Consider the following 15,286-nt stretch of genomic DNA (forward strand, 5'->3'; position numbering starts at 1 on the left):
CGGTGCCGCCGTCCACCCGGGGCGCACCGCTCGCGCGAAAGAAGAATCCGCCGCGCCGGCGCGTTGCGGCGCCGTTGGCCGCCGGACGGTCGGGGCGGGGGCGTGCGCGGCAGATGGATTGTGGACAATTTGTCTTGCCACGTCGTGCCGTTCCGGGAAAGCGCGTTTTTAACGCAGTGCAGCATGGGGCTTCCGTGCCGGAGTGCCGCGCTCTCTGCTTGACGCCGGGAGGCCTGCCGCCTTTGGTGGATCGGGTGCGTCGGACGGTCACGCCCCGATGCCGATGCCGCGGGGGCCGATGCAACCCAGGGGCATCTGTGCATCGTTAGGCGAGGCAGGTCATCAAGAGGAGCGTATGAGCGACACCGAGAGCCACGCCGCCGAGGAACCCCGCGAGGTCGAGTTGAAGCTCGACTGCGCCGGTGCGGACCTGACGGCGCTCGCGTCCCACCCCCGGCTGAAGCACGCGGCGACAGCCGAGCCCGAACGGTTGGTCACCACCTATTACGACACCCCCGACGGCGCGCTTCGCGAGGCCGGCTTGACCCTCCGGGTGCGCGCTAAGGGCGGCCGGCACGTCCAGACCGTGAAGGCCGGGAGCGGCGGCGTCGGCTTGTTCGACCGGGCCGAGTGGGAAACCGAGATCGCCGGGGAAGCGCCGGACCCGGCCGCCTGGGCCGACACGGCGGCGGCGCGGATCCTGCGCAAGGCCGACGCCCCGCTGGAGCGGGTCTTCTCCACCGTCGTGATGCGCCGGGAGATCCCGGTGGAGCAGGGCACGTCCCGGATTCTCGTCACGCTGGACGAGGGCCAGGTCGAGACTGCGCGGGGCCATGCACCGCTCTGCGAAGTCGAGCTGGAACTCCAGGACGGCGACCCGGCCGACCTGTTCGTCCTGGCCCAGTCCCTCGCCGAGACCGTGCCGCTGCGCCTCGGCGTGCGCGCGAAGAGCGCCGTCGGCTACGCCCTGCTCGAGGGGCGCGGCCCGGCGGTGGTGAAGGCCGAGCCGGTGGACCTGCCGGAGGGAGCGAGTGCCGGGGACGTCTTCCGTCACGTGGCACGCGCCTGCCTGCGCCACATGCGCTTCAACGAGACCGCCTTCCTGGAGGGGGGGCGCCCGCCCGAGGCCCTGCACCAGATCCGCGTCTCCCTGCGGCGCCTGCGCTCGGCGCTGTCGCTGTTCGGTCCGATGCTGCAGGCCGATCCCCGGGCCACGGGCTTCAACGATTCGATCAAGCAGGTCACCGAGCCATTCGGTCACGCCCGCAACCTCGACGTGTTCCTCAGCGACACGCTTCCGGATCTCGCGAAGCAGCGGCCCGACGAGCCCGGCCTCGACGCGCTGCGCCAGCGGGCCGAAGCGGAGCGCGCCGTCGCCTACGAGGCCGTGATGGCGACCCTGGAAAGCCCGCGATGGCGCGCGCTCATCATCGACTTGGCCGGCTGGGTCGAGGCGGGGTCCTGGGCCGACGGGCCCGACGCCGCCGTCGACGGGCGGCACTTCGCGGCGCAGGTGCTCGATAAGGCGCGGTCGCGGCTGAAGAAGCGCGGGCGCGGTCTCCGACACCTCGACCCGCATACCCGCCATCGGGCCCGGATCGCCGCCAAGAAGCTGCGCTACGGTGCCGAGTTCTTCGCCGATCTCTACCGGAAGAAAAAGGCGGTCCGCCGGCAGGAGAAGTTCGGCGCCGCGCTTTCGGACCTGCAGGACCATCTCGGCGCACTCAACGATCTGGAGACGGCCCGGTCGATGACCGAGAGCCTGTCCGGCCCGCCGATGCCGGGACCGGACGACCCCGGGGCGCAGAAGCTGCTCGACGCCGCCGCGGAGGCCCGGTCCGACCTCCTCGACGTCAAGCCGTTCTGGCGCTGACGCGATCCGGGCCGCACTGCGGGCCGGAGCCGGGTCTGCGCGGCGCCCCTCGTGAGAGCGGTGCCGCGCAGGCCATGCTGACCTGCGCGCCCGGCGGCTCGTCGTCTCCGGGGGCGTCTGATCCGGAGACGCGGATTCGGGATCTTCGAGAACTCTGACCGTCGGGGGAGCCCGGCGCCGCAACGGCGACCCGCGTCGACGGGGCGAGCGCCCGAATCGTACCGGAGGTCGAACGGGTCGATCCGCGTCGCGCCGAGCCACGGAACGCGCTTTTTGACGGACGGAGCGCCGACCGACCCGGGGCGTTTATCGGCGTGGGTTACAGATCCGGCGCCCGCCGGCCCGCGGCCCTGTCGATAGCAGCGGAGTATTGCCCGGGGGAGACCGCCGCCGGCTCGAAGCGCGGGCCTGGGGGGCACCCGAACGTCGTTCCGGCGGCGTGACGACGTGCACGGCTTCCGCGGAGGGGGAATCGCTGAAGCCGCATTTCGCCGGCCGCGCTTTGGAACGCGGTCGACCGAAAAACTCGCATGGCCATGTTGCCGAAGGATGTCTGGTCTCGGGATCCGACCCCTTTTATTGGCTGACCTTCGGGGATGGGTTTCCTCCGCGCCGCCGTCTGCTATCCCTCCCGATCACTCCCGACGTCCGACCCTGCCGCCGACAGTCCCGAATGAGCCTTCTGCGCGACCTCTTCGGCCATGTCGGCCGTACCGTGACGGCTTATGCCGGTGACAAGGCGCTGATGCTCGCGGCAGTCTCGGCCGCGGCCAACGTCATCGTCGCCGACGGCGAGGTCGCCGGTCCGGAATTCGACGCGGCTCTGCTCGGCCTGAAGGCCGACCCGGTCCTGATGAAGGGCTACGACGCTTTGATGCTGGAGACCGAACTCTACGAGGGCATCGCTCGGGCGCGGACCCGGCTCGGCCGGGCAGAGAATCTGCGCCATGTGGCGGCGGTCGCCGAGCGCCCCGCGAACCAGCGCGAGAACGTCTTCCTGATCGCCGCGGACGTCGCCGATCAGGACGGGATCAGCAACATCGAGGCGAGCGCCCTCGGCGAGATCGCCGTAGCCCTGCGGGTCGACGCGATCGGACTGCTCCGCGCGAATCCGGTCCGACGCCCGCCGGTCTGACAGATCCGGTTGGCATCGCGGTTGCTCGGCGCGGACGCGCTGCCCAGCCGGCCGCGCCCGCCTATAAAGACCCCGTCGCACGGCGACCCGCCGTGAAAGGAACCGGCATGGCCGAGATGAGCCTCAGCAAGACCCACAACCTGCGCGCCGATGGTGCGCGACTCTGGGCGACGATCCTGGAGACCGCGGCGTTCGGCGGCACGCCGGCCGGCGGCATCAACCGCCTGACGCTCTCGGCCGAGGACGGCCAAGTCCGCGACTGGTTCCGGGAGGCCTGCGAGGCGGCCGGGCTGACGGTGTCGGTCGATGCGCTGGGCACCCAATACGCCCTGCGGCCGGGCCGGGACATGGCCCGCAAGCCGATCGCCTTCGGCTCGCATCTCGACACCCAGCCCACCGGCGGCAAGTTCGACGGCGTCCTCGGCGTCCTGGCGGGCCTCGAGGTGATGCGCAGCCTGAACGATGCCGGGATCGAGACCGAGGCGCCGCTGCTCGTGGTCAACTGGACCAATGAGGAAGGCTCGCGCTTCGCCCCCGCCATGATGGCCTCGGCGGCCTATGCGGGAGACTTCACCACCGACGAGATCCTGGCCAAGCGCGACGCCGCCGGCACGACGGTGGCGGAAGCCCTCGACGCCATCGGCTATCGCGGGGTCGAGGCCGTCGGCACGCGGGAGATCGGCGCTTTCGTGGAACTGCATATCGAGCAGGGCCCGATCCTGGAAGCCGAGGGCAAGACCATCGGCGTGGTCGAGGGCGGCCAGGGCATCATGTGGTTCGACGGCGTCATCACCGGCTTCGAGAGCCATGCCGGCACCACGCCGATGCCGCGCCGCCGGGACGCGCTGCTCGCCCTCTCCGAGTTCGCCCTCGCGGCCGAGCGGATCGCCCTGGCGCACGCGCCCTCTGCCGTGGCCACGATCGGCGAGGCCGCGATCCTGGCGCCGTCCCGCAACGTCGTGCCGGGCCGGGTCGCCTTCACGGTGGATGTGCGTGACCCGCGCTCGGCGACCCTCGACGCCATGGAGGCGGCCCTGGCCGAGGCGGCCGCCGAGATCGCCGGACGCCGTCGCCTGGAGATCGCGCTGACGCGGATCTGGCGGAAGGAGCCGGTGCCGTTCGATCCCGCCATCGTGGCGGCGATCGATGCGGCCGCCGAGAGCCTGGGACATGCGCGGCGCCGGATCATTTCGGGCGCCGGCCACGATGCCTGCAACCTCGCCGCCAAGGTCCCCGCCGCGATGATCTTCGTGCCGTGCAAGGACGGGATCAGCCACAACGAGGCCGAATCCGCCACACAGGCCGACTGCGCGGCCGGCGCCGACGTGCTGCTGCAGACCGTGCTCCGTCTCGCCAACGCCCCGCGCACCTAGAAACCTGCAGCCTGGTGGTTCCGGCCGCACAGGAGAAGCGGCGCGCCGAGTCTCGGACGTCGCCGATCCGAGACCACGTTGCCATCGTCCCGGGCTCGCCTCCGGCGCCTCGGAATGATGGCAGCGCGGCCGCAAGCCCCTCGGTCCGGAGGTGTACCGCGGCGGAAAATCCCGTAAGGACCGCTCCATGAGCGCGCGATCCTACCGCGACGCCAAGGGCCGGCCGCTCGTCGCGGTGACCGGCATCGGCGTCGTTTCCTCCCTCGGTCGGGGACAGGCCGATACCTGGACGGCCATGACCGAGGGCCGGTCCGGCATCCATGCCATCGCGCGGTTTCCCACCGACGGTCTGCGCACGCGCATCGCCGGGACGGTGGACTTCCTCGACACCGATCCCCTCGTCGCGCCGCTCCTGTCGGAGCGGTTCGCCGCCGTCGCCGCCGAGGAAGCGGTGGCGCAGGCCGGGATCGGCACCAGCGGCGATTTCCCGGGCGCGCTGTTCATCGCGGTCCCGCCGGTGGAGATGGAATGGCCCCAGCGGCAGGCCCTGGCCGAGGCCGCGGGCGGCGACGGTCCGGTCGACTATGCCGGCCTGCTGCGGGCTGCCGCGACGCGCCGCTTCGATCCCTGGCACGACCTGTTCATCTTCGGCACGGTCGCCGACCGCATCGCCGACCGTTTCGGCACCAAGGGCTCGCCGATCTCGCTCTCCACCGCCTGCTCGTCGGGGGCCACGGCGATCCAGCTCGGCGTCGAGGCGATCCGGCGCGGCGAGACCGCGGCGGCGCTCTGCATCGGCACCGACGGGTCGGTGAACCCGGAATCGCTGATCCGCTTCTCGCTGCTCTCGGCGCTGTCCACCCGCAACGATGCGCCGGAAGCGGCCTCGAAGCCGTTCTCGAAGGACCGGGACGGCTTCGTGATGGGCGAGGGCGCGGCCGCTCTGGTTCTTGAGGACGCCGAGGCCGCGATCGCCCGGGGCGCCGCGATCCTCGGCTACGTCCTCGGCTGCGGCGAGAAGGGCGACGGCTTCCATCGCACCCGCTCCAGTCCCGACGGCGCGCCGATCATCGCGGCGATCCGGGCCAGCCTGGAGGATGCCGGCGTCGCGGCCGAGGCGATCGACACGGTGAATGCGCACGGCACCTCGACGCCGGAGAACGACAAGATGGAGGCCCTGGGCCTGGGGGCCGTGTTCGGCGCCCGCGCGGCCAGCCTGCCGGTGACCTCGAACAAGTCGATGATCGGCCACACCCTGACGGCGGCGGGCGCCATCGAGGCCGCGGTCTCGCTCCTGACCATCCGCCACGGCCGGATCCCGCCGACCATCAACCACCGGGTGCCGGACCCCACCATCGCCCTCGACATCGTCGAGACCGCCCGCGACCTGCCGGTGCGGACCGTGCTGTCGAACTCGTTCGGCTTCGGCGGCCAGAATACCTGCCTGGTCTTCGGCGCGGAGCCCGCGTGAGCGCCGCACCTGCCCAGAGCCGCGTCCTCGTGACCGGCGGCGCGTCCGGAATCGGCGCCGCGATCGTCCGCGCCCTGGCCGAGGCCGGGCTGAGTGTCGATTTCACCTATCGCGCCTCCGCCGAGGCCGCGCAGGCCTTGCTGGCCGACCTGCGTGCGGCGCATCCGGACCGGGCCTTCGCGGCCCATTCCGTCGATCTCGGCGATCGGGGGGCGCTGGAGGCGTTCTGCGAGATCGCGGAAGCGGCGGGCTATTACGGCCTCGTCCACAATGCCGGCCAGTCCTGTGACGCCCTCGCGGCGATGCTCGATCAGGAGCGGGCCGAGGCGGCCATGCAGGTCAACTTCTTCTCGTTGACGCGGCTCGCCAAGTCGCTCGTCCGGGAGATGACCCGGGCGCGGTCGGGCCGCATCGTGGCGATCGGGTCCGTCGCCGCCCTGCGGGCGAATGCCGGCAACGCGGCCTACGCGGCCACCAAGGGCGCGCTCATCGCCTATTGCCGCACGCTGGCGATCGAAACCGCCAAGCGCGGTGTGACCGTCAACGTGATCGCCCCGGGCTTCGTCGACACCGCCATGATGGAGCGCTACGCCGCCTACCGGGACGGGATGGAGCGCCAGATTCCCGCCGGCCGGTTCGGGCGGCCCGAGGATGTCGCGGCGCTGACGGCCTTCCTGATGGGCGAGGGCGCCGCCTACATCACGGGGGCCGTGCTGCCCGTCGATGGCGGCCTGACCGCCATGATGGGTGTCCACCGGTCCTGACCGGTGGCCCCGCCGAACCGGACCACCCTGACGATGCGCGCCAGCTTCGCCCTATCCGCCGCCTTCTGCTGTGCGGCCGTCCTGATCCCGGGCCACGCCCGGGCGGAGCCGCAGGTCTACCGGATCTCCGGCCTGCCGCCGGGCGAGCCGCTCAGCATCCGCGCCGAGCCGGATCCGTCCGCCGAGCAGATCGGCGAGATCCGCACGCGTGCCCTGGTCTTCGGCTGCACCAACGACACGCCGAGCCGCACCACGTGGTGCCGGGTGAAGGCCGGACGGGTCCTGGGCTGGGCGCGGCGGCGATATCTGGCGCCGGAGTGATGAGAGAGACGATGAAAGCCCTGCAGCTGTTCGGCGACCGCGACCTGCGCTTGACCGAGATCGAGCCGCCGCCCGCACCGGGCGCCGACGAGGTCCGGATCCGCATCCGCGCCGTCGGCCTCAATTTCATCGATGTCTGGGGCTTCCGCGGCATGGCCTTCGCCAAGCGGAAGATGCCGCTGATCGTCGGCGCGGAAGCGGCCGGGATCGTCGAGTCGGTCGGAGCGGGGGTCACCGGCCTCGCGGCCGGGGACCGGGTCGTGCCCTACGGGGCCATGACCTGCGGCCGATGCCGGGCCTGCCGCGAGGGGCGCGACAACCTCTGCGAGGACGTGTCCGGGGTGATGGGCTTCCATCTCGACGGCTTCGCCCGGGAGTTGGTCACCCTGCCGGCCCGCCTCGTCGTGAAGGTGCCGGACGGGGTCAGCGACACCGACGCCGCCTGTGCGGGCATCGCCTTCGGCACGGTCCAGCACATGCTGTTCGACAATGCCCGGCTGGAGCCCGGCGAGAGCGTGCTGGTCCATGCCGGCGGCTCGGGCATCGGCACCGGGGCGATCCGCATGGCCAAGGCGATCGGCTGCACCGTCTACACGACCGTCGGTGACGACGAGAAAGGCCGCAAGGCCGCGGAACTCGGCGCCGACCACGTCATCAACTACCGCACCGAGCGCTTCGAGGGCGAGGTCCGCCGGCTGACGAAGCGCAAGGGCGTCGACGTGGTGTTCGAGCATGTCGGCGCCGACACCTGGAACGGCTCCCTGCTCTGTCTGAAGCGCGGCGGCCGCCTCGTGACCTGCGGGTCGACCTCGGGTGTCTCGACCACCATGAACCTGATGCAGCTGTTTCAGCAGCAATACCGCATCACCGGCTCCTTCGGCTGCTCGCTCGCCAATATCGGTCAGTCGCTCGCGAAGATGGAAGCCGGCATCCGGCCGGTCGTCGACACGGTGTACCCGCTCGCCGATTTCGCGCAGGGTCTGGAGCGGCTCGAATCGCGCCGGGTGTTCGGCAAGATCCTCGTCAGCCTGTAGCGCCGACGGCGGCGCGCCCGTCGGGCGCTGCAATGTCTCCGGGTGTCGCGATCAGCATTTCGCGCCGCGAGAGACTTGGCGTAAACGTCGCCGTACGGGTCGCTGGGGGGCCGCCCGGACCGTATCCCTGGAATTGATTGTGCTGCGTCTCGCCCTCCTGCTGAAACGATCGTACCCGCGCCTCGCGGGCTTCGCCATGGTTCCGGTGATCCGGGCCCTGGTCCTTCTGGCGCGCCTCCTCGGGCCGGTGCGGTCCACGGCATTCGCGGCGCTGCTGCTGCGCACCCTCGGACCGCTCCTGCCGGCGCACCGCACCGCGATGGCCAATCTGCGGGCGGCGTTCCCCGACTTGCCGGACGCGGAGCGGAGACGGATCGCCCTGGAGGCCTGGGACAATCTCGGGCGGACGGGGGCCGAGTACGCCCATCTCGACACCCTGTTCGATTACGATCCCGCCGCGACGGGCCCGACGCGGACCGAGGTGTCGGGCATCGAGCACTTCTACGCCCTGCGCGACGACGGCGAACCGGGTCTCATCTTCTCGGCGCATCTGGCGAATTGGGAGCTGCCGGCGATCTGCGCGGCCCGGTTCGGCCTGGACGCCACCGCGGTCTTCCGGCCGCCCAACAATCCGGCCGCGGCGCGCCTGGTCCAAGAGGTCCGGCGCAAGACGATGGGCGGCTTGGCCGCATCCACGCCGGGGGCCGTCTTCGCCATGCGCGACGTGGTCGAGAATGGCGGCCATCTGGGCCAGCTCATCGATCAGCATTTCACCCGCGGCGTCGTGGTGAACTTCCTCGGCCGGCCCTGCCTCGCCAACCCGCTGCTCGCCAAGCTCGCCCGCCATTACGACTGCCCGGTCCATGGCGTGCGCGTCGTGCGCCTGCCGGAGGGCCGCTTCCGCCTGGACCTGACCCCGCCCCTCGACCTGCCCCGGGCCGCCGACGGGACCATCGACGTGGCCGGTGCCATGCAGGCGATGACAGCCGTCGTGGAGGGCTGGGTGCGCGAAAATCCCGGGCAGTGGCTGTGGATGCATCGCCGCTGGCGGCCCGACATGCTGCCGAGGGCAAGAGTGACCCCAGCACTATCTCAACCGACGGTAGAGGCTTCTCAAGCCAACGTGATTTCACCTTCGGCCTCCCAGACGGTCTGATGGATCGATGACGCCCCGGCCCCGCGCCCCGATCCGCGACCGCCGCGCGCTCCGCGCCGCCGTGTTGGCCTGCGCGGCGCTCGCCGCCATGCCGGCGCGGGCCGAGCCGGTCCGCGCCGTGGTGGAATTGTTCACCAGCCAGGGATGCGGCGCCTGCCGGGCCGCGGATCCGGTTCTGCGCGATCTGGCCCGCAAGCCCGGCGTCGTCGCCCTGACCCTGCCGGTGACCTACTGGGACTATCTCGGCTGGAAGGACACGCTGGCGCTGCGGCCGTTGACCGAACGCCAGCGGGCCTACGCCCGGGGCCGGGGGGCGCGGCAGGTCTTCACACCGCAAGTGGTGGTTGACGGCAACGGGTTCGCCGTGGGCTCCGACCGGCCGGCACTGGACCGGCTGATCCGCGAGGCCTGCCAGCACGGCGGGCTGCCGGTCCCGGTGCGGGGGGAGATGAAGGGCGACCGGATCCTGGTGGAGGTCGGGGCGGCCCCGGAGGCCAAGACCGAGATCCGCGGCGATGTCTGGCTCGTGCCGGTGCTGCGCAGCCGCGCCATCGCGATCCAGGCCGGGGAGAATGGCGGCCGGACGGCGACCTACGTGAACGTCGTGCGGGGCATGCAGCGCCTCGGCCACTGGACGGGCCAGCCAATCAGTTTCGAGGTGCCCGATGCCCAGGCCCACATCGCCGACGCGGACAGCTGGGTCGTCCTCCTGCAGGGCGCGGCCGATGGCAGGCCGGGCCGCATCTTCGGCGCCGCGAAGGGACCCGGGCTGTAGCGCCCGGGTGCCGGCTACGCCTATTTCAGCGAGATCGGGTCGATCTGTCGGCGGCCCTCGCGCTCGTGGCGCGCCCGGGACTCGCGCGCCAGCGCCGCGAGCCGGCCGTCGAGCCGGTCGGACAGGCGGCCCACCAGCCCGATCGCGCCGTCGATCGTCCGGCTGACGAGCGCGACGGTACCGGTGACGGCTCCGACGATCCCGCTCTCGATGGCGCGACCGATTCGGCGAACAAGCTTCATGTCGACGGACTCTGGAAAGGCGGCGCCATCAGCGCCTCGATCCGCGGCAGGTAGGGCAGCGCGTTCGGAGCGTGATGCGGCGGAAAGCGGCGCAGATCCGCGTGCCGGGGGCGGAACTTTTCCGCGCCGCGGCCCCCATTTGCGCAGTGCGGCCGGACGGCCTGAACCGGCGGGGTGGCAGGCTCGTTGCAGAGGTGTGAGCGTCCGCCGTTCCGCACAGGCGCTTGCCATCGAGGGTCGACCATGCGGCGACGCCCGTTTCTGTCCGGGATGCTTGCCGCCCTGTCGCTGGTCGGTCGCCGCGCCCATGCGGCCGATCCGGGGGTCGACCTCCTCCTCGTCCTGGCGGCGGACGTGTCGCTCAGCATCAGCGCGGCCCGGTTCGAACTCGAGCGCAGGGGCTACGCGGAGGCCTTCGCGGATCCGCGCGTGCTCCGCGCCATCGGCGAGGGCCCGACCGGCCGCATCGGTGTCGCCCTGTTCGACTGGGCCGGCCCCGGCGAGCAGCAGGTGGCGGTCGACTGGATGGTGATCGGCTCGGCCGGCGATGCGGCCGCCTTCGCCGCCCGTCTGCTGACCGTACCGCGCCCGTTCTATGGCCGCACCGCCATCGGCTCGGCGATCGCCTTCGCCACCGATCTGCTGGCGCGGGCGCCGTTCCGCGCCGACCGGCGGGTGATCGACATCTCGGGCGACGGCACCGGCAATGCCGGGCGCTCCATCGCGGAGGCCCGGGACGCCGCCGTGGCGTCCGGCATCACGGTGAACGGCATCGTGATCCTCAGCGATCCCGAGGGCATGCCGGACTTTCTGAAGGAACACACCAACCCGTCGGGCGGTCTGGCGGCGTATTACCGGGCCGTCGTCATCGGCGGCGAGGGCGCCTTCGTGATGACCGCCGAGAGCTTCGCGGCCTTCGGCCGCGCGCTCATCGCCAAGCTCGTGCGCGAGATCGCCTGATCGTCACCCGGATCCCAGAGGGCCCACCATCGATGCGCCTCGCCGTTCTCCAGTTCACGCACGAGACCGTGACGTTCCTGCCGAACGACACGACCCGGGACGACTTCATCTATCCCGGTTCGCCGGCCGCCGGAGACGCGCTGCTCGCCACCGATCCCAAGGGCTACATGGGCGGCTTCGTGCAGGTGGCGCGGGAATATGACGGCGTCGCGCTGGTCGGCATCACCTCGCCGCTCTGGCCGCGCACCGGCACCGCCTCCGGCTGGATCACTGCGGACGCCTACGCGCATTTCCTCGGACGGATGATCTCGGAGTTGCGGGAGATGGGTCCGTTCGACGGCGTCTACCTCGCGCTGCACGGCGCGATGGCGGTGCGCGGCGTTCCCCGGCCCGAGGCCGACATCGCCCGGCAGGTCCGCGCGGCGGTGGGCGATGCGGCGGTTCTCGTCGGGACCTTCGATCTGCACGGGAACGAGGATCAGGCCTTCCTCGACCATGCCGACCTGGCTTTCGCGGTGAAGTATTTCCCGCATTACGACGGCCACCTTCAGGGCCAGCGGGCCGCCCGGATGCTGGTCCGCGCCGTGCGCGGCGATTACCGGCCTGCGCATCGGACCCTCAAGGTGCCGATCTTGTCACCCACCGTGGTCCAATGGACCGGTGCCACGCCCTGGGCCGACCTCGTGCAGCGCGCCCTCGTCTGGGAGGCGCGCGAGCCGGACGTGTTCGTCAACGTCTTCTTCGGCTTCCCGTGGGGCGATGCTCCGGATGGCGGGATGACCGTGCAGGCGATCACCAACGGCGATCCGGACCTCGCCGACCGCGTGGCGCGGGACGTCGCGGATTTCGCGTGGCGGCAGCGGCGTTCGCTGCTCGAGGCGACGCCGATCCATACGATTGCCGACGGCGTGCGCCTCGCCCGGGCGGCGGTCGCGGAGGGCGCCGTTCCGGTCGTCCTCGCCGACCACAGCGATCGGTCCGGCCGGGCGACCTGGCTGCTGGGCGAGATCCTCCGGCAAGGTCTCACCCGCACCTTGGTCGCCACCGTCGCGTCGCCCGCGGTCCTGGCGGCGGCGCGGGAGATCGCGGTGGGCGACCCGTTCGACGCGTCGGTCGGCGGCGGCGGCGACCCGTCCGCGGGCGATCCGGTGCGGATCACCGGAACCGTGCTGCGCGTCGTCGCGGCACCGGAGCCCGGTGTCGCCGGCAGCGGCGGTGGCGGCGGAACCTGGATCTGCGTCGCCTTCGGAGGCGGCAACGTGCTCGTTCTGAGCCCGCAGCTCGCGCAGATCGTCGACCCGGGGGAGCTGTGGCGTCTCGGCCTGGAGCCGGCCGATTTCGACGTCGTGGCGATCAAGTCGCGGGTGCATTTTCGGCGCGGCTTCGACGACAGCGGCTACGCCCGCACGATCCTGCTGGTGGAGCCCCCGGAGCCGTTCCTCGGGACGGTGCGGCTCGATCATCTCCCCTACGCGCAGATGCGGGCGGCCGACTTCTATCCCTACGGCGATCCGCCCGGCCCGGTCCCGTCGGATCGTTGACCGAGCCCTCGGGGACGACAGGTGGCGTCCGCCGTCACCCCCGGGTGCTCGCCCTGCACGTCCGAGACCGCTAGGTTCATCCCGCACGCGCTCGGTGAAGCGCGGCGAGGGAGGAACGGAATGCGGATTTCGGCCGACAGGCTGTCCGCCTACGTGCGGGACATCTTCGTGCGCGAGGGCTGCGCCGAGCCGGAGGCCGAACGGATCGGCCGGTTCCTGGTGGCGGCCAACCTCACCGGCCACGACAGCCACGGGGTCGTCCGCGTCACCCGCTACGTCGAATGGCTGCGCGCGGGCGAGGTCGAGGCCGGCCGCACGCCCGAGATCGTCACCGACGCGCCGAACTTCGCCCTCGTGGACGCCCATTACGGATTCGGCCAGACGGCCGGCCCCGTCGCCGTCGATCTCGGGATCGCCAAGGCGCGGGAGAACGGTGTCGCGATCATTGCCCTGCGGCATGCCGGGCATATCGGCCGGATCGGCGAGTGGGCCGAGCGGGCGGCGGCGGCGGGGCTCGTCTCGGTGCATTTCGTCAACGTGGCGGGCAGCCTCCTCGTGGCGCCTTTCGGCTCGGTGGAGCGCCGGTTCTCGACGGCGCCGTTCGCGGCCGGCTTCCCGGTTCCGGATTCCGAGCCGATCATCCTCGACTTCGCCACCTCGCTGGTGGCCGAGGGCAAGGTGCTCGTCGCGTCCCGGGGCGGCAAGCCGCTGCCGGAGGGCGCGCTGATCGAGCCCGACGGCCGCCTGAGCGCCGATCCGGCGACGCTGTTCGGACCACTGGAGGGCGTCGAGCGCGACAACCAGCGCGGCGCCGGGGCGATCCGGGCCTTCGGCGAGCACAAGGGATCCGGCCTCGCGCTGATGTGCGAGCTGCTCGCCGGCGCGCTCACCGGCTCCGGAACCGCCGGCCCCGGGCAGCGGCGGATCTGCAACGGCATGCTGTCGATCTACGTCACGCCCGCCGCCCTCGGCACCGAGGATGCGCTCGCCGCCGAGACACGGGCCTATCTCGATTTCTTCAAGAGCGCCAAGCCGATGCCCGGCGCCGAGGTTCTGCTGCCGGGCGAGCCGGAGCGGCGGATGCGCGCCGAACGCCTCGCCGAGGGCGTGCCGCTGCCCGAGCCCGTGTGGGAAACCCTCCTGGCCGCCGGCCGGCCGCACGGCCTCGACGGGAACGCCTACCGCGACTGAGCCGGACAAGGCCCGGCGCGACACCACGATCGGCGGCGACCCCCGGCCAAAACGGGGGCGCCGCACGGCCCGGGGACGCCATCCCCGGCATTCGGGAGGAGAACGCGATGCCTCGTTTGCGCTGGCTCATGATCGGCCTCTGCATGGCCGCCAACGCGATCAATTACATCGACCGCGCCAATCTCGCGGTCGCGGCGCCGTCCATGTCCAAGGAACTGGGGCTCGACGCCACCGATATGGGCCTGATCCTGTCGGGCTTCTTCTGGACCTACGCGATCATGCAGCTGCCCTTCGGCTACGTGGCCGACCGGGTCGGCGCCCGGCTCTCGCTGGTGGTCGCGGTGGTCTGGTGGTCGGCCTGCACGGCGCTGACCGCGGCCGGACGGGGCTTCCTGTCGCTGCTCGGCCTGCGCATGCTGCTCGGCATCGGCGAGGCCGGGGCCTATCCGTCCTTCGCCAAGGTCGCGGCCTCGTGGTTTCCCCGCGGCGAGCGCAGCTTCGCCAGCAGCATCTTCGACAGCGGCTCCCGGGTAGGCTCGGCGCTGGCGATCCCGCTGGTCTCCTGGGTGATCGCGACGCTCGGCTGGCGGGAATCCTTCATCGTCACCGGCGTGCTGGGCTTCGTCTGGGCGGTGTTCTGGATGTGGCTCTACCGCGAGCCGGAGAACCACCCGAAGGTCTCGCCGGAGGAACTGGCCCGGCTCCGCGCCGCGCAGGATCGGCCGAAGACCGTCGATGCCGCCGACGCCCAGAATCAGGTGCCGTGGCTGTCGCTGTTCCGGTACCGCACCGTCTGGGGGATGATGGCAGGATTCTTCTGCCTGAACTTCGTGATCTACTTCTTCATCACGTGGTTTCCGACCTATCTGGTCAAGGCGCGCGGCTTCTCACTGGCCGAACTCGGCACGCTGGGCAGCCTGCCGGCCCTGGCGTCGATCCCCGCGGGCTGGCTCGGCGGCTTCGCGTCGGACGCGCTCTACCGCCGCGGCTGGAGCCTCACCGCGGCCCGCAAGACCTGCCTCGTCGGCGGCATGCTGATGTCGTCGGTGATCACGCTGTCGATCATCGCCCCGAACGTCTACGTGGCTCTGCTGTGCTTCGCGGTCGCCTATGGCAGCCTCGCCTTCACGGCGGCGTCGATCTGGGCGCTGCCCGGCGACGTGGCGCCGACCCCGGCCCACGTGGCCTCGATCGGGGGCATCCAGAACTTCGCCTCGAACGTCGCGGGGATCGTGACCACGACCTTCACGGGCATCATGCTCACCGTCACCCAGGGCTCGTTCGTGATCCCCCTCATCGTGGCCGGCGGGTTCTGCCTGCTGGGCGCCTTCATCTACCTGTTCGTGGTCGGCGAGATCGCGCCGCTTCCGGTCCGCGACTCCCGCGTCCCGGCCCTGCGCCCCGAGGCGGCGCGGTGACGGCGACCGGCCCCACCGAATCCCAGGAGAGA

14 protein-coding genes are annotated in these 15,286 nt (G+C 71.6%); 13 read left to right on the plus strand and 1 reads right to left on the minus strand.

The window, feature by feature from the left end; translation table 11 throughout:
• Positions 1-355 precede the first annotated feature (355 nt).
• From A3862_RS16890 to A3862_RS16930, 9 genes are all read left to right on the plus strand, one after another.
• Entirely contained in the window at positions 356-1,873 is a 1,518-nt protein-coding gene (locus A3862_RS16890; RefSeq protein WP_111473830.1) for a CYTH and CHAD domain-containing protein, read from the plus strand.
• Between the two features lie 673 nt (positions 1,874-2,546).
• Positions 2,547-3,008: a tellurite resistance TerB family protein gene (locus tag A3862_RS16895; protein ID WP_043351693.1), complete on the plus strand. Its 462-nt coding sequence runs from the start codon at positions 2,547-2,549 to the stop codon at positions 3,006-3,008.
• A gap of 107 nt (positions 3,009-3,115) precedes the next feature.
• Entirely contained in the window at positions 3,116-4,381 is a 1,266-nt protein-coding gene (locus A3862_RS16900; protein WP_091994677.1) for a Zn-dependent hydrolase, read from the plus strand.
• 187 nt (positions 4,382-4,568) lie between these two features.
• On the plus strand, positions 4,569-5,852 hold the full coding sequence (locus A3862_RS16905; protein WP_043378480.1) for a beta-ketoacyl-ACP synthase: 1,284 nt from the start codon (positions 4,569-4,571) through the stop codon (positions 5,850-5,852).
• The gene (locus A3862_RS16910) at positions 5,849-6,616 is read left to right on the plus strand and encodes an SDR family oxidoreductase (protein ID WP_111473831.1); all 768 of its coding nucleotides are present in this window, start codon (positions 5,849-5,851) and stop codon (positions 6,614-6,616) included. Before A3862_RS16905 ends, A3862_RS16910 begins: the two co-directional genes overlap by 4 nt.
• Positions 6,617-6,649: 33 nt before the next feature.
• Positions 6,650-6,937 (plus strand): SH3 domain-containing protein, encoded by a 288-nt coding sequence (locus A3862_RS16915; RefSeq protein ID WP_043352800.1) that lies wholly within the window; start codon positions 6,650-6,652, stop codon positions 6,935-6,937.
• Between the two features lie 11 nt (positions 6,938-6,948).
• Complete coding sequence (locus A3862_RS16920) at positions 6,949-7,971, plus strand: zinc-binding dehydrogenase (protein WP_043352778.1); 1,023 nt, start codon at positions 6,949-6,951, stop codon at positions 7,969-7,971.
• 139 nt (positions 7,972-8,110) lie between these two features.
• Positions 8,111-9,127, plus strand: a complete 1,017-nt coding sequence (locus A3862_RS16925; protein WP_111473833.1) for a lipid A biosynthesis lauroyl acyltransferase — start codon at positions 8,111-8,113, stop codon at positions 9,125-9,127.
• 7 nt (positions 9,128-9,134) lie between these two features.
• On the plus strand, positions 9,135-9,902 hold the full coding sequence (locus A3862_RS16930) for a DUF1223 domain-containing protein (RefSeq protein ID WP_051975901.1): 768 nt from the start codon (positions 9,135-9,137) through the stop codon (positions 9,900-9,902).
• A gap of 20 nt (positions 9,903-9,922) precedes the next feature.
• Here the strand turns inward: A3862_RS16930 and A3862_RS16935 are convergent, their stop codons facing one another.
• Positions 9,923-10,144 carry a hypothetical protein gene (locus tag A3862_RS16935; RefSeq protein WP_043758316.1) on the minus strand — a complete coding sequence of 74 codons (222 nt, stop codon included), beginning with the start codon at positions 10,142-10,144 and terminating at the stop codon, positions 9,923-9,925.
• 243 nt (positions 10,145-10,387) lie between these two features.
• On the opposite strand from A3862_RS16935, the gene A3862_RS16940 reads away from it, so the two are divergent.
• The 4 genes from A3862_RS16940 to A3862_RS16955 all read left to right on the plus strand — a co-directional run bounded on the left by A3862_RS16940 (position 10,388) and on the right by A3862_RS16955 (position 15,254).
• Positions 10,388-11,104, plus strand: coding sequence for a DUF1194 domain-containing protein (locus A3862_RS16940; RefSeq protein WP_111473834.1), 717 nt, complete (start codon positions 10,388-10,390; stop codon positions 11,102-11,104).
• A gap of 32 nt (positions 11,105-11,136) precedes the next feature.
• Positions 11,137-12,645: a M81 family metallopeptidase gene (locus tag A3862_RS16945; RefSeq protein WP_111473835.1), complete on the plus strand. Its 1,509-nt coding sequence runs from the start codon at positions 11,137-11,139 to the stop codon at positions 12,643-12,645.
• Between the two features lie 120 nt (positions 12,646-12,765).
• Entirely contained in the window at positions 12,766-13,836 is a 1,071-nt protein-coding gene (locus A3862_RS16950; RefSeq protein WP_053611492.1) for a malate/lactate/ureidoglycolate dehydrogenase, read from the plus strand.
• Between the two features lie 107 nt (positions 13,837-13,943).
• Positions 13,944-15,254: an MFS transporter gene (locus tag A3862_RS16955; RefSeq protein WP_043352792.1), complete on the plus strand. Its 1,311-nt coding sequence runs from the start codon at positions 13,944-13,946 to the stop codon at positions 15,252-15,254.
• Positions 15,255-15,286: the final 32 nt, after the last annotated feature.

This window comes from Methylobacterium sp. XJLW (assembly GCF_003254375.1).
Lineage (GTDB): Bacteria > Pseudomonadota > Alphaproteobacteria > Rhizobiales > Beijerinckiaceae > Methylobacterium > Methylobacterium fujisawaense.